This is a genomic window from Microbacterium sp. NPDC055599, from assembly GCF_053618975.1.
The window spans coordinates 1-24,257 of record NZ_JBSHIM010000018.1 but is presented as its reverse complement, the minus strand read 5'-3'; the positions used below and the strand labels follow the sequence as shown (position 1 = coordinate 24,257).

The following is a 24,257-nucleotide window of genomic DNA, read 5'->3' as shown; positions in this document are numbered from 1 at the left end:
GGCGCCCCGCTTTTCGTTCGCGGGGTCAGGGGGTGAGGGCGCCGGCGCCGAGGCGGACGCGGAGGCGTTCGATGCCCTTCGGGGTGATGCGCACCTGCGGGGCAGACGGGACGAATTCGCCGGTGTCGCGGTCCCGGTACGGGGACATCGCGCGCACCTTGACCAGACCGGCGTCGACCGCGCGGGCGTACGGGGTCCAGCGGTTCTTCTCGCCGCGGTAGATCCAGCCGAGCTCGTGGAGCTTTTCGAACAGGCGCTGCGGTCCGGTCTCGATCCCGGCGCGGGAGAGCATCGGGGCGACGTCGCGGACCGCGTAGTCGGTTCCCGCGTCGGCGATCTCCTCCCACGCCTCGGCCATCGGCGCGAGCGCGGCGATCTGCTCGTCCTTGCGGGCGATGATCTCCTGCGCCTGCACGACGGCGCGCGCCATCAGCTGCTCCGGCGTCTCGACGGCGTAGGTCCCGGTGCGGCGGATGGCCGGGATAACCTCGTGCGTCACCCACCAGCGGAAGCGGCGGGCCTCGGGCTTGTCGGACCGGATGACGACGTCGTACATGCCGGCCTCGGAGACGATCGTGACCGCGCGGCGCTGACCGCCGGAGCTGATGTCCGTCTGGCGGATATCAGCCTCTTCGAGGCGGGCGGTGACGTTGCCGACGTTCGCGACGCCGAGCACGCCGCAGATGTCGGCGAGCACGAACCACACCTCGCCGTTCACCGTGCCCGTGCGCACCTGCCGATCGGCGTACTGGAACACCTCGAGCGCGCTCATGCGGGATCCCTTTCAAGCTCGGCGATCCCGGTCGCGAGGAACCCGCACAGCGCAGCAGCGAACAGCGCACCGAAGGCGAGCACCAGCATCAGCAACCCCCACGGGGCCAGCAGCAGCGACACCCACACGAGCGCGAGCCCGAGAACGAGGTATCCCGCGGCGACGCACCAGAGCACGGGGCTGAGCAGCGACACCGCCAGGTCGACCGGACCGTCTGGCATGGTCGGGGCAGCCGTCCCCACGGTGCCCCGACCCGCCTGGCCCGATACCCCAGCGGGCACCCGGCCCCCAGACCGGGAGATCATGCGAACCGAAGATGCGTCCGACGCGTCCCGCGAGGGGGACGCGGTCGCGCCGGACGCGACCCCTACGATCGACTCAGAAGCGACACGGGATTCTGGCCCGCGCGCGTCGTCCGAAGGGGAACCATGGGAGCCAACAGCAGCATCACAATCGATGGGCACACGATCACCGGCACCGCGCATGACATCCTCACCGCGCACGCGACGATCGCGAATGCCATTGCGAAGTTGAGCCTCGAGAAGAGCGATGAGTTCCTCTGGTTCCCGCTCACTGGTAGCGAAATGGCCCTTGAAGCGGGAGTGGCTCGGAATGTCCAGCTCATTCGCCTGCGCGCAGAGAGCACCGTCTCCGTAGTGATCGTCGACGATTCGACCGGGGCGGGATGGTTCGACGGCTTCTACGACACCATTCGCGAGGCTCACAGCCGTTTTGTGCGGATGTACGGAACCGGCCACCCCGACGAGGGCTCTGCCTAGCCGATGGATCTGACGCGCGAAGAACGAATCATGGGAGCGGCGATCATCATGCGGGACGCCGTCGAGGAGATGCTCGCTCACGAGGCCACCTCGTCTTCTCGGCAGGCGGCGAACCACGAAAGCACGTCGGCGCGCGAATAGCGGATCAGCTTCGATCCGGGCAGCTTGTGCCAGACCGGTCCCGTCTTCCCGTCGCGCAGTCGGGCATCACGCCAGCGCTCGAGGGTCTTCGTCGTGATGTCGAGCACCTCCGCGAGCACCTTCGGGGACATGATCATCGGCATCTGCTCGAACCCTTCGGGAGCTTCACCCGGGGCGTCGATCGTTGTAGCGGGGAAAGGGATCATGCTCACGACGCCTCCGCCTCGGCGGACTCGATTGCTCTCTCAGCCCGAGCGATGATGGCCGATGCGGACGTGCCGAGCTCCGCAGCTACCGCCGCCAGGAGCGAAGGGGTGAACGCCGCGTGCCCATTGACACGAGACGAGAGTGTGGCCCGGCGAATACCGAGCTTCTCGGCGATCCCCTTCACAGAAGCCGTCCGGCTCCGCGCGATCTCCGACCGCACCTCTGCTGCGACACCGGCATCCAATCCGGTGAACCCAATTCGGTTCATCTCCATGTCGTCCACTGTGAACCGAACTCGGTTCAAAGTCAAGTTGCTTGCACCGAGTGAACCGAAATGGGTACACTCGGCACGTGGCCAAGAACCTGCTCCCAATGGATGCCCTCATCGCCGGATACCTTCACGAGGCCGTCCAGGACGCGGGGATCACCTACCGCAAGCTCGCGGCAACCACGGGAATGTCCATCAACCGGATCGGCATCATCCTTCGTCAGGAGTCGCCGCCCGCGACACTGGGGGAGATCGGCATGATCGGTTCAGCTGTCGGGCTGACTGCGTCTGAACTCGTCGAGCGAGCCGAGAATGTCCTACGTAGCCGACAGGATTACGACCTGGTCGCAAACGACTCGATCAACGAGTTCCCCGAAGGCAACGACGCCGACTACGACCACGCGTGACGTATCGCCACACCCGACGCTCCGCTATCTACCGAAGAACAACCATGCCCAATCGAGGGGGTTATGCATGGACGTCTGGAATCTTGCCGCCGACATGGGGCTGACCGTTCGCGAACGCCGCGGCACTCACCGCAGCGGCTACGCGCCGGGCTCGAACTACATCGACCTGACGCCCGGCATGCGCGGGCGCGTCCTTCGCGGCGTGATGTGCCATGAGATCGGGCACCACGTCCTCGGACATCGTCCGACCGACTTCGGACTCATCCGCAAGCGCCAGGAGGCCGCCGCGAACGCGTGGGCAGCGCAGACCTTGATCACTCCCATCGCGTACGCCGAAGCCGAGCATCACCACGGCGGGCATGTCACCTCGATGGCGATCGCGCTCAACGTTCCCGACGAGCTCGTCGTCGTTTTTCGCAGCCTGCTTCTCCGAACCGAGGGTGCGGTGTACGTCGACCCCCGAATGGGCGCCGGTCAGTTCGCCCACCGCATCGAGGTCGGCTAGTGGCGAAGGCGTGGATCACTGATCGCTGGGTGAAGGATGCGAAGGTGGCGATGCCCGACGGCACCGTCACGAAGATCAGTCCGACGAGTGCGCAGATGAAGTCACTCAAGACGATGCCCGAGCACTTCCGTACCTCCAAGTTCGGGCGGGGCTCGCGGTGGGAAGCCGGCTGGTACGACCCCGACGGCATCCAGAAGAAGCGCCTGTTCGCCCGGCGCTCAGACGCGGAGGCGTTCGTCGCCGGCATCGAGGACGACATTCGATCAGACCGCTACATCGATCCGTCCGCTCGAGAACGCACCTTCGAGGCCGCCGCCGAGGCGTGGCTCGCGTCGAAGAACCGGATCAAGGATTCCAGCTGGCGACGCTACCGCCGCGAGCTCGACAACTACGTACTGCCGAGGTGGGGATCACGAGCAGTCGGCAGCATCACTCGGCCACAGATCGACGAGTGGATCTCACAGCTCCGCGCCGGCACCGCGGTCTTCGTCTTCGACAAGAACGGCCACCTCAACGAGGTCGGACGCAAGCCGGTGAAGATGAGCGCCGCCTACCTCCGTCACGTCGTCGGCTCCACGTTCGGCGGCGCGCTCCGTTACGCCGTCGCGGAGCAGTGGATCGGTCGCAACCCGCTGGCGAAGGTCGAGTTCCCCCGCGACGAAGGCGACATCGAGAACGACCTGCCGTCACTCTCGTACGTGCAACTCGACATGCTTGCCTCCGCGGCATCCGCGATCTCGGGACGACCAGTCGACGGCGTCCTGTTCAGCATGCTCGCCCATAGCGGCCCGCGCATCGGCGAGGCGACGGCGCTGAAGATCAAAGACCTCGACCTCGAGCAGAAGCGCGCACGCATCCACCGCACGTGGACGATCGACCGCGCCGGACTCCGCAAGCTCGGTCCGGTGAAGACGTGGGAAAAGCGATGGCTTCCGCTCGCCGACTTCGTCATCGACGGGCTGAGCGAGATCACGGCGGGCCGCGACTCGGAGGACTTCGTGTTCGTCACCGTGCGCGGCGCGGCGGTCGACGGCAAGAACTGGTACAACCGCGTCTGGCTGAAGGCACGTCGCACGGTGCGAGCGGCCGCGGACTACTCGGTGCACGACCTTCGCCACGTCGCAGCGACGAACGCCATCGCCGCTGGCGCAGACGTCAAGCTCGTGCAGCTGATGCTCGGCCACAAGGACGCGACCGAGACCCTGAACACGTACTCGCACCTCTGGCCGAACCGAGTCGACGAGGTCATCGACGCTGTCGAACGACGCCGCGCAGAGGCGCTCGGGCTCGGCCAACTGCGCGCGCTCTGACCGCACCGTGTGTTCCCATGTGAGACGCATGTGAGACGGCGACCTCGAGCGCCGATTCCGGGCAAGGAAAAAGCCCCGGAGATCCGCATGATTCTGCGGTTCTCCGGGGCTTTGTGGTCGGGCTGACAGGATTTGAACCTGCGACCCCTTGACCCCCAGTCAAGTGCGCTACCAAGCTGCGCCACAGCCCGTTGTTCTGCACTCTCGCGCAGGCAACTCCCCTATCTTAGCCGTACCCGAGGCCCTCTCGCGAACCGGGGCGTTGCGGGGTGTCGGACCCACCGCGTACCGTCGCGGTCATGCCGACGATCACCACCGAACTCGCCACGTCCGACCGCTGGGACGACGTGCAGCACGCTCTCACGGGCGGGGGCGACGGGGCGAGCTGCCAGTGCATCTGGCCGATGCTGAGCAACAAGGACTGGAACACGACGACCACGCCGCAGCGCACCGAGATATTCCGGGCCGAGATCGACGAGGGTCCGCCGCCCGGCCTCGTGGCCTACGTCGACGGCGAGGCCGCGGGCTGGATCCGCGTCGGGCCGCGCACCGCGCAGGCCCGCATCCCCCGCACGCGCATCATCGCCGCGTCGTCCGCCGAGCCGTTCGACGACCCGTCCGTGTGGGCGGTGACGTGCTTCGTGGTGCGCCGCGAGCACCGGGGCACCGGACTCAACGCGGCACTGCTGCGCGCGGCGGTCGACTACGCCGCGGCATCCGGAGCGCGGCTGGTCGAGGGCTACCCGGTCGACACGCGCGGCGAGAAGCAGCGCTCGAACGACCTGTTCCACGGCACGCTGAACACCTTCCTCGGCGCAGGCTTCACAGAGCAGACGGTCATGAAGCCCGGACGGGTGCTCGTGACGCTCGACCTGTCCTCCCGCGCCGACGCATGACCCCCGCCCCGGGAGCCGCATCCGCCACCCCACGGCGCACCCCCGCTCCCCCGGATATACCGCCGCGGCCATACGATGAGGGGATGCGCCGCCGCACCCTCCCCCGCCCGATCGTGTGGGCATTCGCGCCGTACGTCGCGGTGTCGCTGCTGCACGTCGTGCTGCTCGCGCTCGACCACGACCTGGCCGCTGCGACCAAGCTGCTGCTCATGCCGCTGCTCGCGGTACCGGTGCTCGTGGCCGCCCCACGCCTCCGGCCGCGCTCCGCCCTCGTGCTCGTGCTCGCGGCGCTGCTGTTCTCCTGGCTGGGCGACGGCGCGGGGGCGCTGTTCCCCGCCGCCCCCGAGCTTCCGCTCATGCTCGGGTTCTTCGGCCTCGCGCACGTGGCGTACATCGTGCTGTTCGCGCGGCACCTCGCCCGGCGTCGGCTGCCCTGGTGGACGCTGGTGTACGCGGCGTGGTGGGTCGCGATGATCCTCACGCTCGGCCCGCACACCGGCCCCCTGCTGATCGCCGTCGCCGCCTACGGGCTGCTGCTGGGCGGCACGGCCGCGATGGCCGCCCGCTGCCACCCCCTCGTCGCGGTGGGCGGCGCGTTCTTCCTCGCCAGCGACACGATCCTCGCGTTCCGGCTCTTCCTCCCCGATGCTCTCCCGGCCTGGAGCAGCCCCGCCGTGATGGCGACCTACACGCTCGGACAGGGGCTCCTCATCGCGGGCACCCTAGTCGTCCTCGCACGGAAGGCCTCGTGATGGCTGACAGCGTCCGCGTCGACAGCTGGCTGTGGGCCGTCCGCGTGTACAAGACCCGGTCGGCCGCGACCACCGCATGCCGTGCGGGGCATGTGCGCGTGAACGGCGACAAGGCCAAGGCCGCCCAGACGGTCCGCATCGGCGACGAGCTGCGCATCCGCATCTCGGGGTTCGACCGCATCCTCATCGTCCGGCAGCTGCTCGTCAAACGCGTCGGGGCCCCACTCGCCGCCCTCGCCTACGAAGACCGCACACCCGAACGCGAACCGCAGGCCGCGCTCGGCCTGCGCGACCGCGGTGCCGGTCGCCCGACCAAACGCGAGCGCCGCGAGATCGACCGCCTCCGCGGCCGGGACACCCCGCTCGACTGACCCCGCGGCATCCGCCCGACGGACCCGTCCGCTCGCGTCAGGCGTCCAGCAGCCTCCGCAGCCACCCGCTCGACCGCACCTGCGCGCCCGCGGCCTCGACCCGCGCCTGCAGCTCCCGGTCGCTCGTGACCGCCAGCACCCGCTGCGCCCCCGCGACCCGACGCTCGACCTCGGCCACGATCGCGTCATCGCCCGCGGCCTCGGCCCGTACGACCGCCAGCGCCGGCTCCGCGACTCCGGCCTCGGCAGCACCGGTCTCCGCGGCCTCGGTCCCGATGTCGCGGGCACGACCCTCGACTACGAGCGCCACCTCCGGGTACCAGTCGTCTCCGGCGAGCCCCAGGTCGTCCGCGGGCACCGCCAGCCCGGCCAGCCGGTCACGCAAGCGCGCGGCCGCACCGGCTCGGTCCTTCCACCAGCCGTCGGGCACCGACCCGACCACGTTCGCCCCGTCGACCACCACGGCCGGGAACACATCGAGCTGAGCACGCAGCATCGGCCACGCCGCCCCGAACCCCGGGTGCAGCGGCAGCTCGTCCACGCGGCCGACCGGGACCCACTCCAGCGCCACGCTCTCCGGATCGCTGATCACCGGGTCGAACGGGCTGCGCACATCGGCGACCACCGTCGTGTACGACCAGATGCCGAGGTCGAGCACGCTCGTGAAGCGCGGACGCACGGCGCCGTCCGGCACGCCCGCCTCCTCCTGCGCCTCCCGGATCGCTCCGACGATCGCCGACTCGCCCTCGTGCAGCGCACCGCCGGGCAACCCCCACGTGCCGCCGAAGTGGCTCCACGACACGCGGTGCTGCAGCAGGATCCCGCGCGTCGCGTCGACCGCGAGCAGACCGGCCGCGCCGAACCGCCCCCAGTAGCGCTCCCCCGTGTCTGCGACCACCCAGGCGTCGCCGGGGTTGCGCGGTCCTTCGGGGCGACGCGGTTCGCCGGGAGCGGGGGGTACGACTGTCACCCCCTCAGCTTTTCACAGCATCGGGGTGGCGGCGCCACCCGGCGACACACGCCGGAACGCGTCAGCGCTGGCGGCGCTCCCGCACGCGCATGTTGATGACGATCGGCGTCCCCTCGAACGGGTAGAGCTCGCGCAGGCGCCGCTGGATGAACCGGCGGTAGCCCGGGTCGAGGAACCCGGTCGTGAACAGCACGAACGTCGGCGGACGCGTCGAGGCCTGCGTGCCGAACAGGATGCGCGGCTGCTTGCCCCCGCGCAGCGGGTGCGGGTGCTCCGCCACGAGCTCGGCGAGGAAGGCGTTGAACTTGCCGGTCGGGATGCGGCGGTCCCAGTTCTCGAGCGCCGTCTCCAGCGCGGGCACCAGCTTGTCGAGGTGCCGCCCGGTCTTCGCGGAGATGTTCACCCGCGGAGCCCACGCCACGTGCGCGAGGTCCTGCTCGATCTCGCGCTCGAGGTACCGGCGGCGATCGGCGTTCTCCAGGTCGTCGTCGTTCAGGCGGTCCCACTTGTTGAACGCGAGGACGAGCGCACGGCCCGACTCCAGGACGAGGTCGATGATCCGCACGTCCTGCTCGCTGATCGTCTCCGACACGTCGAGGACCACGACGGCGACCTCGGCCTTCTCCAGCGCGGCCGACGTGCGCAGCGAGGCGTAGAAGTCCGCGCCCTGCGCCATGTGCACGCGGCGACGGATACCGGCCGTGTCGACCAGACGCCACATCTTGCCGCCGAGCTCCACGACCTCGTCGACCGGGTCGCGCGTGGTGCCCGCCAGGTCGTTCACGACGACGCGCTCCTCCCCCGCGGCCTTGTTCAGCAGCGAGGACTTGCCCACGTTGGGGCGACCGAGGATCGCGACACGTCGCGGCCCGCCGATCTCCTGCTTGGCGACCGCCGAGATCTCGGGAAGCTTCTTCAGCACGGCATCCAGGAGATCCGCCACGCCGCGGCCGTGGATGGCCGAGACCGGGTGGGGCTCACCGAGACCGAGGTTCCACAGGGCGGCGGCCTCCGGCTCCTGCCGGGCGTCGTCGATCTTGTTCGCGACCAGGAACACGGGCTTGCCGCTCTTGCGCAGCAGCTTGACCACGTGCTCGTCGGTCGAGGTGGCGCCGACCATCGCGTCGACCACGAACAGCACCACGTCGGACAGGTCGATCGCGACCTCCGCCTGCGCGGCGACCGAGCGGTCGATGCCGCGGGCGTCGGGCTCCCAGCCGCCGGTGTCGACGAGCGTGAAGCGCCGGTCGTTCCATTCGGCCTTGTAGGTGACGCGGTCGCGCGTGACGCCGGGGGTGTCCTCCACCACGGCCTCACGCCGACCGAGGATGCGGTTCACGAGCGCCGACTTGCCGACGTTCGGCCGTCCGACGATCGCGACGACCGGCAGCGCGGGCAGGAACTCGATGCCGTCCTCGCCCAGCGAGACGCCCGCGAGGAGCGCGGCATCCTCGTCGTCCAGCTCGTAGTCGGCGAGACCGGCGCGCAGGGTCTCGGCGCGCTGCTCGGCGAGGTGCTCGTCGAGGTTCTCCATCTTCTCGGCGAGCTGGTCGGGGCCGCCTTCGTATTCGTCGTCAGCCACGGTGTGCTCCTCGGAGTCGTTCGATCACCGTGAGCACGGCGTCGATGGTCTGGGGGTAGTCGAGTTCGGTCGAATCGACGACCTCGACGCCCTCGGCGGCGTTGAGGAAGTCGACGACGGCGCTGTCGGAGGCGTCGCGCCGGTGCAGGGCCGCGGCGACGGCGGCGGCGTTCTCCCCCGCGAGCTCGCCGGCACGGCGTGCGGCGCGCACCTCGGGGGCGGCGGTCAGGAGGATGCGCACGGGGGCATCCGGCGCGACCACCGTCGTGATGTCGCGGCCCTCGACCACGACGGCCGGGTAGGGCGCGTCGGCGACCAGCGCGCGGAACAGCTCGTTCACCTGCGCGCGCACCTCGGGCACGCGGGCGACGCCACTCACTGCGCCGGAGACCCGCGGTTCGCGGATGGCGTCGGTCACGTCGGTGTCGCCCACCCGGACCGTGCGGTCGTCGGGGTCGAGGCCGAGACGGACCGGGAAGTCGGCCGCGGCGGCGCGCACGGCGGCCGCGTCATCGGTGTCGGCGCCTTGCTCCAGCACATGCCAGGCGAGCGCCCGGTACGCCGAGCCGGTGTCGAGGTAGCCGTAGCCGAGCTGGCGCGCGACCGCCTTGGAGACGCTGGACTTGCCGGAACCGGCCGGCCCGTCGATGGCGATGAACTTCGTGGCGGAGACGGTGGAGGTGTCAGTCATTCGTGTTCCCTGCAATGCGCCAGCCGCGTTCCTGGAGCCCGGTGATCGCGCCGTGCAGCGCCGCGGGGTCGACACTGATCTCGGCCAGACCGAACTGTGCGCCGGGCGAGTGCTCCAGACGCAGGTCCTCGACGTTGACGCCGAGTTCGCCGAGCTCGCCGAACAGGCGGCCGAGCTGTCCGGCGGTGTCGTCGACCATCACCACGAGCGTCTCGAAGCGCCGGTTCTGGCCGTGCTTGCCCGGCAGGCGCTCCACGCCGTCGTTGCCCTGCCGGATGGTCTCCGCGATCACACGGCGTGCGCCGGGGGCCGCCGGCGCCCGCAGCGCCTCCGCGACATCGCCCAGGTCGGCCGCCAGCGCGTCGAGGATCTCCACGACGGGCCCCGCGTTCGCGCCGAGGATCTGCACCCACAGCTCGGGCGCGGAGGCGGCGATGCGCGTCGTGTCGCGCACGCCCTGACCCGCCAGGCGCAGCGCGCCCTCCTCGGCTCCCGCGAGCCGCGCGGCCAGCAGACTCGCGACGACCTGGGGCACGTGCGAGGTGAGCGCGACCGAACGGTCGTGCTCCTCCGGCGTCATCTCCAGCGGCATCGCGCCCACGTCGAGCGCGAGCGCCTCGACCAGCGCGAGATCCGTGGCCTTCGTGTCCTCGTCGCGGCACACCACCCAGGGCCGCCCGATGAAGAGGTCGGCGCGGGCGGAGATGGCGCCGCCGCGCTCACGCCCCGCGAGCGGGTGCGAGCCGATGTAGCGCGCGAGGTCGACGCCGCGGTCGCGCAGCGTCCGGAACGGTTCGAGCTTGACGCTCGCGACGTCGGTCACGACCGCGTCCGGGTACCGCTCCAGCTCGGCCTGCACCACGTCGGCCGTGACGTCGGGCGGCACGGCCACCACGATCAGCGCGGGAGTGTCGTCGTCCGACGCGAGTCGACCGGCGCCGTAGTCCACCGCCAGTCGCAGCTGCGCCGGGGAGGCATCCGTGAGCGCCACATCGACACCCTTGGCCCGCAGCGCATGACCGACGCTCGCGCCGAGCAGGCCGGCACCGACGATGCGGACGGTGCCGGACAGACGCGGCGCGACGGCACCGGTCTTCCGCGCCGTGGGCGCACTCGTCGTGTCGGTCATTCGGTCTCCTGCTCGCCTGGCGCCGCGGCGACACCGGATTCACGGCGCGCGAGGGTCAACAGCGCACCGAGTTCGATTTTACTCAGGTCACGCGTCTTCCCCGCCGGGAGGGTTCCCAGGTGCAGCGGGCCGAACTGCCGGCGCACGAGCTCGGTCACGGGGTGGCCGACCGCGGCCATCATCCGACGCACGATGCGGTTGCGCCCCGAGTGCAGCGTGAGCTCCACCAGGCTCGAGCCGCGCGACGTGTCCAGCAGCCGCGCCTTGTCCGCCGCGATGGGGCCGTCCTCCAGCTCGATGCCCTTCGTGAGCGTGGAGATCGTCTGCGGGGTCACCGTGCCGTCCACCTTGGCGATGTACACCTTGGTCACACCGAACGACGGATGCGCCAGCACGTGCGCGAGCTCGCCGTCGTTCGTGAGCAGCAGCAGCCCGCTGGTCTCGGCGTCGAGGCGCCCCACGTTGTAGAGCCGCTCCTCGTAGTCCTTCGTGAAGCGACGCAGGTCGGGCCGCCCGCTCTCGTCACGCATGCTGCTGACCACCCCGGTGGGCTTGTTCAGCATCACGTAGCGCTTGGTGACGTCGAGCTGCACCGCGGTGCCGTCCACGTCGACCAGGTCGCGCTCGGGGTCGATCCGACGGCCGAGCTCGGTCACGGTCTGCCCGTTCACCCGGATGCGCCCCTCGACGATGTACTGCTCGACGACACGGCGCGAGGCGACGCCCGCCGCCGCGAGGACCTTCTGCAGCCGCACGCCCTCGGGCGCGGTGGCGTCGTCGTGGGCAGCGTTCATCGGAGGGTCCCTTCGTCGAATCCGTCGGCGCCGTCGTCCAGCAACGGCGAGATCGGCGGCAGCTCGTCCAGCGAGTTGATGCCGAGGTGCTGCAGCAGCGCGTCGGTGGTGCCGTAGTTGATCGCCCCGGTCTCGGAGTCGGCGAAGAGCTCGGTGATGAGGCCGCGGGCGAGCAGCGTGCGCACGACCGAGTCCACGTTCACGGCGCGGATCGACGCGACCTGGCTGCGGGTGACGGGCTGCTTGTAGGCGATCACCGCGAGCGTCTCCAGGGCGGCCTGCGACAGCCGCGCGGGCGCCTGCCCGCCCACGAACTCCGCCACCACGGGGTCGAGGTCTTCGCGCACGTACAGCCGCCACCCGCCACCGACCTCGCGCAGCTCGAAGCCGCGCCGCGGTCCTCGGCCCCGTCCGTCGTAGTCGTCCCCGAGCGCCTCGAGCGTCTGCCGCACGGCCGGCACCGGCGCGCCGACCGCGGCCGCGAGGGCGACCAGGCCGATCGGCTCGTCCACGATGAAGAGGATCGCCTCGACGCGCTCGCTCAGCGGCAGCTCGGAGCCCACGACCGTCGCGGCGTCGTCACCCCCGGGCTCGACCTCCGGCCCGGGTGCGACCTCCGGCACGGGCTCGACCTCCGGCGCGGTCTCGGTCTCGGTCACGTCATCGGTCATAGTCGGCCCCCAGGGTCGCGAGTGTCTCGTCCGACCAGGTGTCGGCGGCCCAGCGGAGCGTCAGCTCGCCGAGCGGTTCCAGTTGTTCGAAGGAGAGCGCCGCGTGGCGGTACAGCTCCAGGACGGAGATGAAGCGCGCCACCACGATCCCCGGCTCGGTGACCCCGGCGACCAGCTCGCGGAAGCTGATCGACTCGGTGCCGCGCAGCAGCGTCACGACGATCGCCGCCTGCTCGCGGATGCTCACCAGCGGTGCGTGCAGGTGATCGAGCCCGACGTGCGGCATCTCCTTGGGCGCGAAAGCCAGCAGTGCCAGCGCCGCGAAGTCGTCCGCGCTCAGCGACCACACCAGCTCCGGCGTCTTGCGGCGGTGCTTCTCCTCCAGCGGCACCGCCCGCACGTGACGGCGGTCCTCCCGCTGCAGGCACCGCGCGAACCACGCCGACACCTCCTTGAACGCCCGGTACTGCAGCAGGCGCGCGAACAGCAGGTCGCGCGCCTCCAGCAGCGCCACGGCCTCGGCGTCGACGAGCTCGCCCTGCGGCAGGAGGCCGGCGACCTTCATGTCGAGCAGCGTCGCGGCCACCACGAGGAACTCCGAGGCCTGGTCGAGCTCCTCCTCGTCCTCCAGCTCGGCGAGGTAGGCGATGAACTCGTTCGTGACCGCGCTCAGCGACACCTCGGTGATGTCCATCTCGTGCTTCGAGATGAGATTCAGCAGCAGGTCGAACGGTCCGTCGAAGTTCGATAGCGAGACGCGGAAGCCCGTGTCGCCCTCCGCGGGGGCGACGGCCTCGGCGGTCGGATCGGTCTCGGCGTGCTCAGGCGACGGCGCCACGGGCGACCAGCTCCCGCGCCAGCCGCAGATACGCCTGCGCGGCGGCGTGCTCCGGCGCGAACTCGGTGATGGGCACGCCGGAGACCGAGGCGTCGGGGAACTTCACCGTGCGGCCGATCACGGTCTCCAGCACGTCGTCGCCGAAGGCCTCCACCACCCGCTCCAGCACCTCGCGCGAGTGCAGCGTGCGCGGGTCGTACATGGTCGCCAGCAGCCCGTCCATCGTGATCGACGGATTCAGGCGGTCGCGCACCTTGTCGATGGTCTCGATCAGCAGCGCCACCCCGCGCAGGGCGAAGAACTCGCACTCGAGCGGGATGATCACGCCGTGCGCGGCGGTGAGAGCGTTGACCGTGAGCAGGCCGAGCGAGGGCTGGCAGTCGATCAGGATGACGTCGTACTCGCCCGCGACCTGGCGGAGCACCCGCGCGAGGATGGTCTCGCGGGCCACCTCGTTGACCAGGTGCACCTCGGCGGCCGACAGGTCGATGTTCGCGGGCAGCACGTCGAGGCCCTCGACGTTGGAGTGGACGATCGCCTCGTGCGCGTCGCGCTTCGTGTCCAGCAGCAGGTCGTACACGGTGGGGACGTCGTGGGTCTGGATGCCCAGGCCCGCGGACAGCGCACCCTGCGGGTCGAAGTCGACGGCGAGCACCTTGCGGCCGTACTCCGCGAGGGACGCGGCGAGGTTGATCGAGGTGGTCGTCTTGCCGACGCCGCCCTTCTGGTTGCAGAGGGCGATGATGCGCGCGGGACCGTGCGACTTCAGCGGCGCCGGGATCGGGAAGCCGCGGTAGGGGCGGCCGGTGGGTCCCATGGGGGTGTCGTCGGCCTTCTTCGCCTTCGCCCTGGACTTCGCCGCGTTCTCAGCCACCGGTTCTCCTGCTCCTTCGTGCTTGCTCGATTGTAGCGGCCGGGCCGGTCACGGGCCGTCCCGGCGCGCGGCGGCGGACCCAGGCGACCGCGCGAGTCAGCGGGCCCGCGGGTGCGACGTGGCGTACACGTCGCGCAGCGCGTCGACCGACACGTGCGTGTAGATCTGGGTCGTGGCGACGGACGAGTGCCCGAGCAGCTCCTGCACCACGCGCACGTCCGCGCCGCCCTGCAGCAGATGCGTCGCGAACGAGTGCCGCAGGGTGTGCGGCGACACCTCGGCCGTGATCTGCGCCCGCTCCGCCGCCGCCCGGATCACCAGCCACGCGCTCTGCCGGGACAGCGGCGCACCGCGGGCGCCGAGGAACAGGCGCGCCGAGGCTCTGCCCTTCGCGGCGAGCCCGGGACGCACCCGCGTCAGGTACGCGTCGACCGCGTCACGCGCGTACGAGCCCACCGGCACGATGCGCTCCTTCGACCCCTTGCCGCGCAGCCGCAGCACCTCCCCGTGTGCGAGGTCGTCGACGTCGAGCCCGACCGCCTCCGACACGCGGGCGCCCGTGGCGTACAGCAGCTCCAGCAGCGCGCGGTCGCGGATGCCGAGCGGCTCCTCCGGCGACGGCGCCGCGAGCAGGCGCTCGACCTGCTCGATCGTCAGCGCCTTTGGCAGCCTCCGCGGGGCCTTGGGCGGACGCAGCCGGCCGCTCGGGTCGTCGGCCTCGATCCCCTCGCGCGCCAGGAAGCGGTGCCACCCGCGCACGGACGACTGCAACCGGGCGAGGCTCGTGGCCGCGGGGGCGGGCTCGGCGGACGCACGCTCGGCGATGAAGCGGTCGATCACCGCGGGGGTCACCTCGGTCGTGTCGGTGATGCCCTCGGCGGCGAGCCACCCCCGGTACCCGTCGAGGTCGCGTCGGTACGCCGCGATCGTGTGCGCGCTCAGTCCGCGCTCGATCGTGACGTGACGCAGATACGCGTCGAGGGCGCGATCGAGCAGCATGTCAGCCCCGGTCGCGGAGCCTCTGCGCGGCCGCGAGCACACCGATCGCGAGGATGCCGTTACGCATGCGACCGTCAAGCACCGCGGCCACCGCGTCGTCGAGGGTCACCCAGGCGAGCCGGATGTCGGCCTCCTCGTCCTCCCGGGAGTGTGCGGCGTCGGCGGCCGTGATGCCCGTGGCGAGGAACAGCTGGATCAGCTCGTCGTTCCCGCCCGGCGTGGTCCACGACGACACCAGGGGCACCCAGTGCGCCGCGACCAGGTCGGCCTCCTCCGCGAGCTCGCGCTGCGCGGCCGCGGCAGGGTCCTCCCCCGGCACGTCGAGCAGACCGGCAGGCAGCTCCCAATCGCGGTGCCGGATCGGGTGCCGGTACTGCTGGATCAGCAGCACCCGGCCCTCGTCGTCCAGCGCGACGATCGCCACCGCGCCGGGATGGGCGACGTACTGGCGCACGATCTCACCGTCGCCGTAGCGCACACGGTCGGAGCGCACGTCCCACACCCGTCCCTCGTACACGAGCTCGGAGGACAGGACCTCGGGGTCTAGCGGCTCGTCGCGCAGCGGACCGCCGTCGGGCAGGGCGCCGATGTCACTCATCGGCGCTGACGTCGAACAGCTCGCTCGCGCGGTGCCGCTCGATCGCCGCACCCACCAGTCCGCGGAACAGGGGGTGCGGGTCGGTCGGGCGCGACCGCAGCTCGGGGTGGGCCTGCGTGGCGATGTAGTACGGGTGCACGTCGCGCGGCAGCTCCACGTACTCGACCAGGTCCAGCTCGGGGTTCAGGCCGGAGAACACCAGCCCGGCCTCGGACAGCCGGTCGCGGTACGCGTTGTTGACCTCGTAGCGGTGGCGGTGCCGCTCCGACGCCTCCGGGGTGCCGTACAGCTCCCGCGCCAGCGAGCCCTCCGCGAGGGCGGCCTGGTAGAGCCCCAGCCGCATGGTGCCGCCCAGGTCGCCGCCGTCGAGGATCTCGACCTGCTCGGCCATGGTCGCGATCACGGGCTCCTTCGTCTCCGGGTCGAACTCGCTCGACGATGCGCCCTCGATGCCGGCCACATCGCGGGCGAACTCGATCACCATGCACTGCAGGCCGAGGCACAGTCCGAGCGTGGGGATGCCCTGCTCGCGCGCGAACTTCAGCGCGCCGAGCTTGCCCTCGATGCCGCGGATGCCGAAGCCGCCCGGCACGCAGATGCCGTCGAGCTCGGCGAGCTGCTCCTGGGCGCCCTCCGGGGTCTCGCACAGGTCGGAGGGGATCCAGCGGATGTGCACCTTGGTCTCCTGCGCGAAACCGCCGGCCTTGAGGGCCTCGGTCACCGAGAGGTACGCGTCGGGGAGGTCGATGTACTTGCCGACGAGGCCGATCGTGACCTCGTGCTTCGGGTTGTGCACCGCGTGCAGCACCTTGTTCCACCGCGTCCAGTCGACGTCGTCCGCCTTCTGGTCCAGACCGAGGCGCCGCACGATGTACGAGTCGAGCTCCTGCTCGTTCAGCGTGGAGGGGATGTCGTAGATGCTCGGGAGGTCGACCGTGTTGATGACGCCCTCGACGTCCACGTCGCACATCAGGGCGATCTTGTTGCGGTTGCTCGCGCTCACGGGACGGTCGCTGCGCAGCACCAGCGCGTCGGGCTGGATGCCCACCTGACGGAGAGCTGCGACGGAGTGCTGCGTGGGCTTGGTCTTCTGCTCACCGGAGGCGCCCATGAACGGCACGAGCGACACGTGCACGAAGAACACGTTGTCGCGGCCGAGCTCATGACGCAGCTGACGCGCGGCCTCCAGGAACGGCTGCGACTCGATGTCGCCCACCGTGCCGCCGACCTCGGTGATGATGACGTCGGGGCGCGGGTCCTCGGTCGCCTGCAGGCGCATGCGGCGCTTGATCTCGTCGGTGATGTGCGGGATGACCTGCACGGTGTCGCCGAGGTACTCACCGCGACGCTCGCGCGCGATGACCTGCGAGTAGATCTGGCCGGTGGTCACGTTGGCCGCCTGCGACAGGTTGATGTCGAGGAAGCGCTCGTAGTGGCCGATGTCGAGATCGGTCTCCGCGCCGTCGTCGGTGACGAACACCTCGCCGTGCTGGAACGGGTTCATGGTGCCCGGATCCACGTTCAGATACGGGTCGAGCTTCTGCATGACCACGCGGAGTCCGCGGGCGGTGAGCAGGTTGCCCAGGCTGGCCGCGGTGAGGCCCTTGCCCAAAGACGAAACGACACCACCAGTCACGAAGATGTGCTTGGTCGTGTCGTTCTTGGGCCCCGCAGAAGAAGAGTTCATCACGGGCTTCTATCCTAACAGTTCCCTCAGACGCCGAGGCTGAGAAGTTCGCGGGCATGGGTGAGCGCGGCGTCGGAATCGGCGAGGCCGGACAGCAGCCGCGCCATCTCGGCCTCCCGCTCCTCCCCCTCCAGACGCCGCACGCTCGAGGCGGTGACGGCCCCGTCGTTGGACTTGACGACCGTGAGGTGGTTGTTCGCGAACGCGGCGACCTGCGCCAGATGCGTCACCGCGATCACCTGCGACTTCTCCGCCAGCCGGGCGAGTCGCCGGCCGACCTCGATGGCCGCGGCCCCGCCGATGCCGGCGTCGACCTCGTCGAACACGAACGTGGGCACCGGGTCGGTCGCCGCGATGACGACCTCGATCGCGAGCATCACGCGCGACAGCTCGCCGCCCGAGGCGCCCTTGGCCACCGACCGCGGTTCGGCGCCGGGGTGCGGGGCCAGCAGGATCGCCACGTCGTCGCGCCCGTGCGTGCTCTCGGCGCCGGGGGTGACCGAGACCTCCAGGCGGGCATCGGGCATCGCGAGCGCGTGGAGCTCCGCGGTGACGGCGTCGCCGAGGCGGACGGCGGCCTCCGTGCGGACCGCAGTCAGGGCGTCCGCCGCGGCGTCGACCGCGGTACGCGCCTCCTCCCGCTCGGCGGTGAGACGCTGCAGTCGCTCGCCGTCGTCGTCGAGCTCCGCGAGGCGCGTCGAGCCCGTCTGCCACAGGCGGATGGCGTCGTCGAGGGACCCGTGCGCGCGGATGAGCACGCCCAGCGCCGCCCGCCGCTCCTCGACCGCGGCGAGTTCGTGCGGGCCCGACTCGTCGAGGTCGGCGAGGAAGCCGGACAGCTGCCCGGCGGCGTCGGCGATACGGTAGCCGATGTCGGCGAGCGTCTCGGCGACCTCCGCGAGCGTCGCATCCGAGACCCGTTCGAGCGCCCGCCGCGCCTCCGCGACCAGTGCCGACGCATCCGGCTCGCCCTCCTCGTTCGAGAGCGCCCCGTGCGCGAGCGAGGCGGCCAGTCGCAGCTCCTCGGCGTTCGCGAGCCGCTCGGCGCGGGCCGCGAGTTCGGCGTCTTCACCCGCCTCTGGTGCGGTCGCCTCGATCAGCGCGAGATCTTCCCGCAGTCGCGCGGCCTCCTCCGCCCGGCGGTCGCGGTTGCCCGTGATCTCGGCGATCTCCGCGTCGAGGCCGCGCCAGCGCTCGAAGGCCGTGCCGTAGTGCTCCAGCGCCCGGGCGATCGCGTCACCGCCGAAGCGGTCGAGGGCGTCGCGCTGCGCAGCGGCGGACCGCAGCCGCAACTGCTCGGACTGGCCGTGCACGACCACCAGCTCGTCTGCGAGGGCGGACAGCACGCCGGCCGGAGCGGCGCGACCCCCCACGCTCGCCCTGCTACGGCCCTCGGCGTTGAGGGTGCGCGACACGTACAGTTCGGCGCTGCCGCCACCGACCGGTTCGAGCTCGCCCCCGGCGTCGGCGACGATGTCTGCCACGTCCCCTGTCTCGGGCACGACCCAGACTCCCGCCACCGAGGCCTGGCCGGCTCCGGCGCGCACGGCGCCCGAGTCGGCGCGCTGTCCGAGCAGCAGCCCGAGCCCCGTGACGACCATCGTCTTGCCCGCACCGGTCTCGCCGGTGATGGCGGTGAACCCCGGTCCGAGCGGGAGCACGGCGTCGGCGATCACACCGAGGCCCCGCAGGCGCATCTCCTCGATCACGGCTGGTTCCTCCGGTCCTGTCCGCGCCACCCTTCGACCGGCAGCTGGAACTTGCGCACCAGCCGGTTCGTGAACGCGGTCGGGTGCAGGCGCGCGAGGCGCACCGGCCGCGAGGAGCGTCGCACCACCACACGCGCTCCGGGCGGGAGCTCGTGCGAGCGTCGGCCGTCGCACCAGAGGATGCCGGAGCCGTCCGTGCGCTCGAGCATCTCGATCGCGACCGCCGCGTCGGGGCTCACCACGAGCGGCTTCGCGAACAGCGCGTGGGCGGAGAGCGGCACCACGGCGATGGCCTCCACGGTCGGCCAGATCACGGGCCCGCCGGCGGAGAAGTTGTAGGCGGTGGATCCCGTCGGGGTGGACACGACCATGCCGTCGCAGCCGAAGCTCGACAGCGGGCGGCCGTCGATCTCCAGCACGACCTCGATCATGCGCTCCCTGCTGGCCTTCTCGACCGTCGCCTCGTTCAGGGCCCAGGTCTCGTAGACGACGTCGCCGGCGGCGTCCTTCACCCGCACCGAGAGCGCCAGGCGCTCCTCCACGTCGTAGTCGCGGGCGATGACACGGCGCACCGCGTCGTCCATGTCGTCGGGGTCGATCTCGGCGAGGAAGCCGACGTGGCCCATGTTGATGCCGAGCACGGGGGCACCGCTGTCGCGCACGAGCTCCGCGGCGCGCAGGATCGTGCCGTCACCGCCGAGGACGATGGCCAGCTCGAGCGCGGTCGGGTCGGCGGAGACGCCCAGGACGTCGACGTCGGCGAAGAACGGGTCGACGGCGGAGAGCGCATCGTGGTCGTCGGGCGCGAGGACCGGGCGGGCACCCGCTCCCCGCAGGGCATCGGTCACGCGACGGGCCGCTTCCACCGTCTCGACGCGGCCGGCGTGCGCGACCACCAGGATCCAGCGCTCGTTCATCGTCCCCCTGCCAGCCGGTTGATGGTGTCCATCCATTCTGTCGGATTGCTGCCGCGTCCCGGCGCGAGGTGCACGAGGTACTCCGCGTTTCCGTGCGTGCCGAGGATCGGGGAGGGAAGGATGCCGAGCATCCCGAACCCCGCGTCCCACGCGCTCCAGACGACGCGGGCCACGGCGTCGGCGCGGGTGGCCGGATCGGTGACCAGTCCCCCGCGCACCGCGGTGCGCCCGACCTCGAACTGCGGCTTCACGAGCAGCAGCACGTCGGCGCCCGGCGCGGCGACGGCGGCGATCGCCGGGAGGACGAGTTCGAGTGAGATGAACGACAGGTCGCCGACGATCAGGTCGGGCGGCGCGGGCTCGCCCGTCGCGTCCGCGAGGCTCTGCGGTGTCATGTGCCGCACGTTGAAGCCCTCGACCGACACGACCCCGTCGTCCGCGGCGATGACGGGAGCCAGCTGTCCGTGTCCGACGTCGACCGCGAGCACCCGCCGCGCACCGCGCTCGCGCAGCACCTGGGTGAATCCGCCGGTCGAGGCGCCCATGTCGAGCGCGAGCCGGTCGGCGACCGCGACGCCGAAGCCGTCGAGGGCGGCGACGAGCTTGTGCGCGGCGCGCCCGACGTAGTGGTCGGCGCCGGCCACGGTGAGCTCGCTGTCGTCCTGGACCGGCGTAGACGCCTTGACGACGGGGCGACCGTCGACGCTCACGAGGCCCTCCGCGATGAGGGCGGCGGCATGGCTGCGCGACCGGGCGAGTCCCCGCGAGGCGAGGGCGGCGTCGAGTCGCGTCATCGTGTTCCCGGGGTCTCCCGCTGGTCGAGCCGTGATCCGCTCTCCAGCCGCCGCGAGAGCTCGTCGTGCAGCGCGGAGTAAGCGTCGGCACGAGCCGGAAGCGGCTGCCCTTCGATCAGGCGCAGGCGGCTCCACAGGCCGTCCGTCGGCGCACCGGTCGTCTCATCGCTCACGGGTTCCACTGTACGCGGCTCCTCGGACAGCCGACGGAGCCACGCGTGTGGTCAGGGGCGGTGGAACGGGTCGTCGTACAGCCGCTCGGGCACGCGCAGCACGAACACCGGAGTGCCCGAGGCCCAGATCGCGGCAGCTCCGGCCCGCAGCAGGTCGAGCTGGTTCCCGGACTCCGCGACGATCTCCACGTCCGCGCCGTGCACCCGCACCGCCGCGCCGCCGACGTCGTACACGCCGTCCGCCACCGTCGGGACCGGGTACGGCTCGTGCAGCCCGCGGAGGTCGCCGAGGATGTAGGTCGGGCGCGACCCCTCGGGCGCCGCGAGCACGTGCTTGGGGCGGTCGATCCCGGTCAGCACGAGGGCGGAGTCGATGCCGGCTCGGCTCGCTCCCATGATGTCGGTGTCGAGGCGGTCGCCGATGAACAGCGCCGTGGACGCGCCGAAGCGGTCCAGGGCCTCCTGGAAGATGGGGGTCTCCGGCTTTCCCGCCACCGTGGCCAGCCGCCCGACGGCGGTGTGCACCGCGGACACGAGGGTGCCGTTGCCGGGGGCGACGCCGCGTTCGCGCGGGATCGTCCAGTCGGTGTTGGTGGCGATCCAGGGGATGCCGCCCTCCTCCTCGGGGACCTTGAGCGCGAAGGCCGCTTCGGCGAGGTCGGTCCACGCGACCTCGGGGGCGAAGCCCTGCACGACCGCTTGTGGGTCGGCGTCAGCGCTGCGGGTCACCGTGTACCCGGCCTTCTGCACCTCATCCACGAGACCGTCGCCTCCGACGACGAGGATCGTCGCGGGAGGGGGAACGATCCCCGAGAGCAGTCGCATGGCCGCCTGCGGGCTCGTGACCACGTCGTCCGGCGCGACCGTGAGGCCCAGGCTCGTGAGGTGCGCCGCGACGGATGCGTCGGTCCGCGCCGCGTTGTTGGTGATGTACCCCAGACGCGCCGTGGCGGCTGCGGCGTTGAGGCTCTCCACGGCGTGCGGCAGGGCCCCGGGCCCGGCATACACGACTCCGTCGAGGTCGGCGAGGATCGTGTCGACGCCGTCCAGCGGAGTGCGGGGCGTCTGACGCCTGCGCGTGAAGAGCGCCATCACGCCTCCGGCTTCGAGGAACCGGGCTCGTCGTCTTCGCCGACCTCGTCGACGTCTTCGCCGAGGAGCTCGCGAACCTCATCCTCGATCGTGGGCTCGTCCTCGATCGTGGGCTCGGCCTCGCCGTCCTCACTGAAGAGGTCGGTCCCGGCACCATCGCTGTCGCCGTCGCGTCCAGAGGCAGCATCGTCGTCGCTGTCCAGGTCTCGGCCCGCGTCGACGTCGAGGTCCGCGTCGCGATCCACGACACCATCACGATCCACGTCACCGTCAGCATCCGCGCCACCGTCAGCATCCGCGCCACCGTCAGCATCCGCGCCACCGTCAGCATCCGCGCCACCGTCAGCATCCGCGCCACCGTCAGCATCCGCGCCACCGTCAGCATCCACGCCACCGTCAGCATCCGCGCCACCATCACCGCCGCCAACGGCGTCACCGTCAGGCGTAGCAGTGCCGTCACCGTGATCGTCGAGGAACTCGTCGTCGATGAGGCCGTCTTCGACGTAGATCTCCTCGTCGCCGGCTTCGTCGACGCCGAGCGCCTCCGCCGCGACGTCGGCGCGGTGGGCCCAGAATTCTGCCTCGTCGGTGCGTCCGAGGTCTTCCAGGACCGCTGCCCGCGCGGAGAACAGTGCTGGGCTCCACTCGAACGCACGATCGGGATCGAGCTCGGGAATCTCGAGCTCACCGAGAGCCAGCTCCAGGTCGCCCTGGTCGAGCCTCGCGCCCGACATCGCGATCGCAAGAGCCACGCGCACCGCGGTGTCGAGGGTGGAGCGGTCCACGGCACGACCGGTCTCGAGTGCTCGGTCAGGACGGCCGATTCCGCGCTCGCTGTCGACCATGAGCGCGATCTGGTCGTCCTTCCCGGAGATCCTGCGATAGGTGCGCAGCTCGCGCAGAGCCAGGGCGAAGTCACCTGTCGCATAGGCCGTGATGCCGAGCGTCTCGCGGACGATCGCAATGCGACCGGCCCGGCGCGACGCCGCCAGCGCATGCTCGTGTGCCAGCGCGGGGTCTTCGTCGATCAGACGCGAGGCCATCGCCAGGTGTCGGGCGACGTGCTCCGCGTTCTCCTTGCTGAGCGTCTTCAGCTCGTTGCGCGCGGAAGAGTGCAGATCCCGGGCCGTGACCTCGTCCGGAACGGTCGGCTCGTCGAACCGGGCACGCTCGTTCGACGCGTTGGCCGGACGCTCACGCCCGGCACCGCCGCGCTGCGGGAACGACCGGGACCGGTCACTCCCCCGCTCACGCTCCGTCCGCCCTTCGCGACGCTGCCCACCATCACGGCTGAAGCCACCCTCACGACGCTGACCGCCATCACGGCTGTACCCACCCTCGCGACGGGGAGCCGCGTCACGGTTGAACCCACCCTCACGACGCTGGCCACCGTCACGGCTGTAGCCGCCCTCGCGACGCTGACCACCGTCACGGCTGTACCCACCCTCACGACGCTGACCACCATCACGGCTGTAGCCACCCTCACGACGCTGACCGCCGCCATCACGGTTGAAGCCGCCCTCACGACGCTGCCCACCGTCACGGCTGTAGCCACCCTCACGACGCTGACCGCCGCCATCACGGTTGAAGCCGCCCTCACGACGCTGACCACCATCACGGCTGTACCCGCCCTCACGACGCGGACCACCATCACGGCTGTACCCGCCCTCGCGACGCTGACCGCCATCACGGTTGAAGCCCCCTTCGCGACGCGGAGCACCATCACGGTTGAACCCGCCTTCATGACGCGGTGCGGAGTCACGGCTGTACCCGCCCTCACGACGCGGACCACCATCACGGCTGTATCCGCCCTCGCGACGCTGACCGCCATCACGGCTGAAGCCACCCTCGCGACGCTGACCACCATCACGGTTGAAGCCGCCCTCACGACGCTGCCCACCATCACGTCTGTACCCGCCCTCACGACGCTGACCGCCGCCATCACGGCTGTAGCCACCCTCACGACGCTGACCGCCGCCATCACGGCTGTACCCGCCCTCACGACGCTGATCACCATCACGGTCAGGGCGGGCCTCACCTCGCGAACCGCGGGCATCAGAGCCAGATCGTGGGCGCGAGGCACCATCGCGATACACAGGGCGCCCACCGGAACGGTTGCCGCGCGGTCCTCCATCGTCACTGCGACGCGGACGGCGCTCTTCCTCTTCCGGCATGGTGCTCCCTATTCTCGTTGTTCGTCAAACGCAAAATGGCCACCCAACGATGGGTGGCCATTTTGACTAAAAGGAGTCCGGCGGTGTCCTACTCTCCCACAGGGTCCCCCCTGCAGTACCATCGGCGCTGTGAGGCTTAGCTTCCGGGTTCGGAATG

At 70.9% G+C, this 24,257-nt stretch carries 29 protein-coding genes, 1 tRNA gene and 1 rRNA gene; 8 read left to right on the top strand and 23 right to left on the bottom strand.

The window, feature by feature from the left end:
- Window positions 1-25: 25 nt before the first annotated feature.
- Together ACWGQ1_RS16005 and ACWGQ1_RS16000 are read right to left on the bottom strand one after the other, a co-directional pair.
- Window positions 26-772, bottom strand: a complete 747-nt coding sequence (locus ACWGQ1_RS16005) for a phage antirepressor KilAC domain-containing protein (protein WP_452313304.1) — start codon at window positions 770-772, stop codon at window positions 26-28.
- Window positions 769-993 (bottom strand): hypothetical protein, encoded by a 225-nt coding sequence (locus ACWGQ1_RS16000; protein ID WP_452313303.1) that lies wholly within the window; start codon window positions 991-993, stop codon window positions 769-771. Before ACWGQ1_RS16000 ends, ACWGQ1_RS16005 begins: the two co-directional genes overlap by 4 nt.
- Window positions 994-1,200: 207 nt before the next feature.
- On the opposite strand from ACWGQ1_RS16000, the gene ACWGQ1_RS15995 reads away from it, so the two are divergent.
- Entirely contained in the window at window positions 1,201-1,551 is a 351-nt protein-coding gene (locus ACWGQ1_RS15995; RefSeq protein WP_452313302.1) for a hypothetical protein, read from the top strand.
- A 77-nt stretch (window positions 1,552-1,628) separates the two neighbouring features.
- Here ACWGQ1_RS15995 and ACWGQ1_RS15990 read toward each other — a convergent pair whose 3' ends face one another.
- Together ACWGQ1_RS15990 and ACWGQ1_RS15985 are read right to left on the bottom strand one after the other, a co-directional pair.
- Window positions 1,629-1,904, bottom strand: coding sequence for a hypothetical protein (locus ACWGQ1_RS15990; RefSeq protein ID WP_452313301.1), 276 nt, complete (start codon window positions 1,902-1,904; stop codon window positions 1,629-1,631).
- The gene (locus ACWGQ1_RS15985; protein ID WP_452313300.1) at window positions 1,901-2,173 is read right to left on the bottom strand and encodes a helix-turn-helix domain-containing protein; all 273 of its coding nucleotides are present in this window, start codon (window positions 2,171-2,173) and stop codon (window positions 1,901-1,903) included. Before ACWGQ1_RS15985 ends, ACWGQ1_RS15990 begins: the two co-directional genes overlap by 4 nt.
- 77 nt (window positions 2,174-2,250) lie before the next feature.
- On the opposite strand from ACWGQ1_RS15985, the gene ACWGQ1_RS15980 reads away from it, so the two are divergent.
- The 3 genes from ACWGQ1_RS15980 (at window position 2,251) to ACWGQ1_RS15970 (ending at window position 4,389) form a co-directional block, all read left to right on the top strand.
- Window positions 2,251-2,574 carry a hypothetical protein gene (locus tag ACWGQ1_RS15980; RefSeq protein ID WP_452313299.1) on the top strand — a complete coding sequence of 108 codons (324 nt, stop codon included), beginning with the start codon at window positions 2,251-2,253 and terminating at the stop codon, window positions 2,572-2,574.
- A 67-nt stretch (window positions 2,575-2,641) separates the two neighbouring features.
- A complete protein-coding gene (locus ACWGQ1_RS15975; RefSeq protein ID WP_452313298.1) occupies window positions 2,642-3,079 on the top strand; it encodes an ImmA/IrrE family metallo-endopeptidase in 438 nt (145 codons plus the stop codon).
- A gap of 50 nt (window positions 3,080-3,129) precedes the next feature.
- A complete protein-coding gene (locus tag ACWGQ1_RS15970) occupies window positions 3,130-4,389 on the top strand; it encodes a tyrosine-type recombinase/integrase (RefSeq protein ID WP_452313358.1) in 1,260 nt (419 codons plus the stop codon).
- Between the two features lie 114 nt (window positions 4,390-4,503).
- On the opposite strand, the gene ACWGQ1_RS15965 is transcribed toward ACWGQ1_RS15970, so the two are convergent.
- Window positions 4,504-4,580: transfer RNA gene (locus ACWGQ1_RS15965), tRNA-Pro, on the bottom strand.
- Between the two features lie 108 nt (window positions 4,581-4,688).
- Between ACWGQ1_RS15965 and ACWGQ1_RS15960 the strand changes: the two genes are divergently transcribed.
- The 3 genes from ACWGQ1_RS15960 (at window position 4,689) to ACWGQ1_RS15950 (ending at window position 6,408) form a co-directional block, all read left to right on the top strand.
- Window positions 4,689-5,285: a GNAT family N-acetyltransferase gene (locus ACWGQ1_RS15960; RefSeq protein WP_452313297.1), complete on the top strand. Its 597-nt coding sequence runs from the start codon at window positions 4,689-4,691 to the stop codon at window positions 5,283-5,285.
- An 83-nt stretch (window positions 5,286-5,368) separates the two neighbouring features.
- Window positions 5,369-6,037, top strand: a complete 669-nt coding sequence (locus tag ACWGQ1_RS15955; RefSeq protein WP_452313296.1) for a lysoplasmalogenase family protein — start codon at window positions 5,369-5,371, stop codon at window positions 6,035-6,037.
- Window positions 6,037-6,408 (top strand): S4 domain-containing protein, encoded by a 372-nt coding sequence (locus ACWGQ1_RS15950; RefSeq protein ID WP_452313295.1) that lies wholly within the window; start codon window positions 6,037-6,039, stop codon window positions 6,406-6,408. The genes ACWGQ1_RS15955 and ACWGQ1_RS15950 overlap by 1 nt, the downstream gene beginning before the upstream one ends.
- Before the next feature lie 37 nt (window positions 6,409-6,445).
- On the opposite strand, the gene ACWGQ1_RS15945 is transcribed toward ACWGQ1_RS15950, so the two are convergent.
- From ACWGQ1_RS15945 to ACWGQ1_RS15865, 17 genes are all read right to left on the bottom strand, one after another.
- Window positions 6,446-7,378: an NUDIX domain-containing protein gene (locus ACWGQ1_RS15945; protein ID WP_452313294.1), complete on the bottom strand. Its 933-nt coding sequence runs from the start codon at window positions 7,376-7,378 to the stop codon at window positions 6,446-6,448.
- A 61-nt stretch (window positions 7,379-7,439) separates the two neighbouring features.
- Window positions 7,440-8,912, bottom strand: coding sequence for a ribosome biogenesis GTPase Der (der, locus tag ACWGQ1_RS15940; protein ID WP_206253550.1), 1,473 nt, complete (start codon window positions 8,910-8,912; stop codon window positions 7,440-7,442).
- A gap of 40 nt (window positions 8,913-8,952) precedes the next feature.
- The gene (gene cmk, locus ACWGQ1_RS15935; protein ID WP_136031217.1) at window positions 8,953-9,651 is read right to left on the bottom strand and encodes a (d)CMP kinase; all 699 of its coding nucleotides are present in this window, start codon (window positions 9,649-9,651) and stop codon (window positions 8,953-8,955) included.
- The gene (locus tag ACWGQ1_RS15930; RefSeq protein WP_452313293.1) at window positions 9,644-10,780 is read right to left on the bottom strand and encodes a prephenate dehydrogenase; all 1,137 of its coding nucleotides are present in this window, start codon (window positions 10,778-10,780) and stop codon (window positions 9,644-9,646) included. Before ACWGQ1_RS15930 ends, cmk begins: the two co-directional genes overlap by 8 nt.
- Complete coding sequence (locus tag ACWGQ1_RS15925) at window positions 10,777-11,574, bottom strand: pseudouridine synthase (protein ID WP_136031213.1); 798 nt, start codon at window positions 11,572-11,574, stop codon at window positions 10,777-10,779. The genes ACWGQ1_RS15930 and ACWGQ1_RS15925 overlap by 4 nt, the downstream gene beginning before the upstream one ends.
- A complete protein-coding gene (scpB, locus tag ACWGQ1_RS15920) occupies window positions 11,571-12,245 on the bottom strand; it encodes an SMC-Scp complex subunit ScpB (RefSeq protein WP_240744560.1) in 675 nt (224 codons plus the stop codon). Before scpB ends, ACWGQ1_RS15925 begins: the two co-directional genes overlap by 4 nt.
- On the bottom strand, window positions 12,235-13,083 hold the full coding sequence (locus tag ACWGQ1_RS15915) for a segregation and condensation protein A (RefSeq protein ID WP_136031211.1): 849 nt from the start codon (window positions 13,081-13,083) through the stop codon (window positions 12,235-12,237). Before ACWGQ1_RS15915 ends, scpB begins: the two co-directional genes overlap by 11 nt.
- Window positions 13,067-13,900 (bottom strand): ParA family protein, encoded by an 834-nt coding sequence (locus ACWGQ1_RS15910; RefSeq protein ID WP_136031369.1) that lies wholly within the window; start codon window positions 13,898-13,900, stop codon window positions 13,067-13,069. Before ACWGQ1_RS15910 ends, ACWGQ1_RS15915 begins: the two co-directional genes overlap by 17 nt.
- 153 nt (window positions 13,901-14,053) lie before the next feature.
- On the bottom strand, window positions 14,054-14,956 hold the full coding sequence (gene xerD, locus ACWGQ1_RS15905) for a site-specific tyrosine recombinase XerD (RefSeq protein WP_136035356.1): 903 nt from the start codon (window positions 14,954-14,956) through the stop codon (window positions 14,054-14,056).
- 1 nt (window position 14,957) lies between these two features.
- Complete coding sequence (locus tag ACWGQ1_RS15900; RefSeq protein WP_452313292.1) at window positions 14,958-15,554, bottom strand: NUDIX domain-containing protein; 597 nt, start codon at window positions 15,552-15,554, stop codon at window positions 14,958-14,960.
- Window positions 15,547-17,241, bottom strand: a complete 1,695-nt coding sequence (locus ACWGQ1_RS15895) for a CTP synthase (protein WP_136035358.1) — start codon at window positions 17,239-17,241, stop codon at window positions 15,547-15,549. The genes ACWGQ1_RS15900 and ACWGQ1_RS15895 overlap by 8 nt, the downstream gene beginning before the upstream one ends.
- 26 nt (window positions 17,242-17,267) lie before the next feature.
- On the bottom strand, window positions 17,268-18,950 hold the full coding sequence (gene recN, locus ACWGQ1_RS15890; protein ID WP_452313291.1) for a DNA repair protein RecN: 1,683 nt from the start codon (window positions 18,948-18,950) through the stop codon (window positions 17,268-17,270).
- The gene (locus ACWGQ1_RS15885; protein ID WP_136031201.1) at window positions 18,947-19,867 is read right to left on the bottom strand and encodes an NAD kinase; all 921 of its coding nucleotides are present in this window, start codon (window positions 19,865-19,867) and stop codon (window positions 18,947-18,949) included. Before ACWGQ1_RS15885 ends, recN begins: the two co-directional genes overlap by 4 nt.
- Entirely contained in the window at window positions 19,864-20,661 is a 798-nt protein-coding gene (locus ACWGQ1_RS15880; protein WP_452313290.1) for a TlyA family rRNA (cytidine-2'-O)-methyltransferase, read from the bottom strand. Before ACWGQ1_RS15880 ends, ACWGQ1_RS15885 begins: the two co-directional genes overlap by 4 nt.
- A complete protein-coding gene (locus ACWGQ1_RS15875) occupies window positions 20,658-20,834 on the bottom strand; it encodes a hypothetical protein (protein ID WP_168387201.1) in 177 nt (58 codons plus the stop codon). Before ACWGQ1_RS15875 ends, ACWGQ1_RS15880 begins: the two co-directional genes overlap by 4 nt.
- Window positions 20,835-20,885: 51 nt before the next feature.
- The gene (locus ACWGQ1_RS15870; RefSeq protein ID WP_452313289.1) at window positions 20,886-21,926 is read right to left on the bottom strand and encodes an HAD-IIA family hydrolase; all 1,041 of its coding nucleotides are present in this window, start codon (window positions 21,924-21,926) and stop codon (window positions 20,886-20,888) included.
- Complete coding sequence (locus tag ACWGQ1_RS15865; protein WP_452313288.1) at window positions 21,926-22,969, bottom strand: tetratricopeptide repeat protein; 1,044 nt, start codon at window positions 22,967-22,969, stop codon at window positions 21,926-21,928. The genes ACWGQ1_RS15870 and ACWGQ1_RS15865 overlap by 1 nt, the downstream gene beginning before the upstream one ends.
- Before the next feature lie 69 nt (window positions 22,970-23,038).
- Here ACWGQ1_RS15865 and ACWGQ1_RS15860 point away from each other — a divergent pair, with 69 nt between their 5' ends.
- Window positions 23,039-24,166: a hypothetical protein gene (locus ACWGQ1_RS15860; protein WP_452313287.1), complete on the top strand. Its 1,128-nt coding sequence runs from the start codon at window positions 23,039-23,041 to the stop codon at window positions 24,164-24,166.
- A 9-nt stretch (window positions 24,167-24,175) separates the two neighbouring features.
- Here the strand turns inward: ACWGQ1_RS15860 and rrf are convergent.
- A 5S ribosomal RNA gene (rrf, locus tag ACWGQ1_RS15855) occupies window positions 24,176-24,257 on the bottom strand; the annotation flags it as partial.

Bases quoted from the DNA above. Each gene is read 5' to 3' on its own strand.
- ACWGQ1_RS15985 (WP_452313300.1), bottom strand. From the start codon at position 2,173: ATGGAGATGAACCGAATTGGGTTCACCGGATTGGATGCCGGTGTCGCA.
- ACWGQ1_RS15955 (WP_452313296.1), top strand. From the start codon at position 5,369: ATGCGCCGCCGCACCCTCCCCCGCCCGATCGTGTGGGCATTCGCGCCG.
- scpB (WP_240744560.1), bottom strand. From the start codon at position 12,245: ATGACCGATGACGTGACCGAGACCGAGACCGCGCCGGAGGTCGAGCCC.
- ACWGQ1_RS15950 (WP_452313295.1), top strand. From the start codon at position 6,037: ATGGCTGACAGCGTCCGCGTCGACAGCTGGCTGTGGGCCGTCCGCGTG.
- ACWGQ1_RS15910 (WP_136031369.1), bottom strand. From the start codon at position 13,900: ATGGGACCCACCGGCCGCCCCTACCGCGGCTTCCCGATCCCGGCGCCG.
- ACWGQ1_RS15865 (WP_452313288.1), bottom strand. From the start codon at position 22,969: ATGGCCTCGCGTCTGATCGACGAAGACCCCGCGCTGGCACACGAGCAT.
- ACWGQ1_RS15995 (WP_452313302.1), top strand. From the start codon at position 1,201: ATGGGAGCCAACAGCAGCATCACAATCGATGGGCACACGATCACCGGC.
- ACWGQ1_RS15930 (WP_452313293.1), bottom strand. From the start codon at position 10,780: ATGACCGACACGACGAGTGCGCCCACGGCGCGGAAGACCGGTGCCGTC.
- ACWGQ1_RS15970 (WP_452313358.1), top strand. From the start codon at position 3,130: ATGCCCGACGGCACCGTCACGAAGATCAGTCCGACGAGTGCGCAGATG.
- ACWGQ1_RS15870 (WP_452313289.1), bottom strand. From the start codon at position 21,926: ATGGCGCTCTTCACGCGCAGGCGTCAGACGCCCCGCACTCCGCTGGAC.
- ACWGQ1_RS15895 (WP_136035358.1), bottom strand. From the start codon at position 17,241: ATGAACTCTTCTTCTGCGGGGCCCAAGAACGACACGACCAAGCACATC.
- ACWGQ1_RS15975 (WP_452313298.1), top strand. From the start codon at position 2,642: ATGGACGTCTGGAATCTTGCCGCCGACATGGGGCTGACCGTTCGCGAA.
- ACWGQ1_RS15880 (WP_452313290.1), bottom strand. From the start codon at position 20,661: ATGACGCGACTCGACGCCGCCCTCGCCTCGCGGGGACTCGCCCGGTCG.
- ACWGQ1_RS15925 (WP_136031213.1), bottom strand. From the start codon at position 11,574: ATGAACGCTGCCCACGACGACGCCACCGCGCCCGAGGGCGTGCGGCTG.
- cmk (WP_136031217.1), bottom strand. From the start codon at position 9,651: ATGACTGACACCTCCACCGTCTCCGCCACGAAGTTCATCGCCATCGAC.
- ACWGQ1_RS15900 (WP_452313292.1), bottom strand. From the start codon at position 15,554: ATGAGTGACATCGGCGCCCTGCCCGACGGCGGTCCGCTGCGCGACGAG.
- ACWGQ1_RS16005 (WP_452313304.1), bottom strand. From the start codon at position 772: ATGAGCGCGCTCGAGGTGTTCCAGTACGCCGATCGGCAGGTGCGCACG.
- ACWGQ1_RS15885 (WP_136031201.1), bottom strand. From the start codon at position 19,867: ATGAACGAGCGCTGGATCCTGGTGGTCGCGCACGCCGGCCGCGTCGAG.
- ACWGQ1_RS16000 (WP_452313303.1), bottom strand. From the start codon at position 993: ATGCCAGACGGTCCGGTCGACCTGGCGGTGTCGCTGCTCAGCCCCGTG.
- xerD (WP_136035356.1), bottom strand. From the start codon at position 14,956: ATGCTGCTCGATCGCGCCCTCGACGCGTATCTGCGTCACGTCACGATC.
- der (WP_206253550.1), bottom strand. From the start codon at position 8,912: ATGGAGAACCTCGACGAGCACCTCGCCGAGCAGCGCGCCGAGACCCTG.
- ACWGQ1_RS15960 (WP_452313297.1), top strand. From the start codon at position 4,689: ATGCCGACGATCACCACCGAACTCGCCACGTCCGACCGCTGGGACGAC.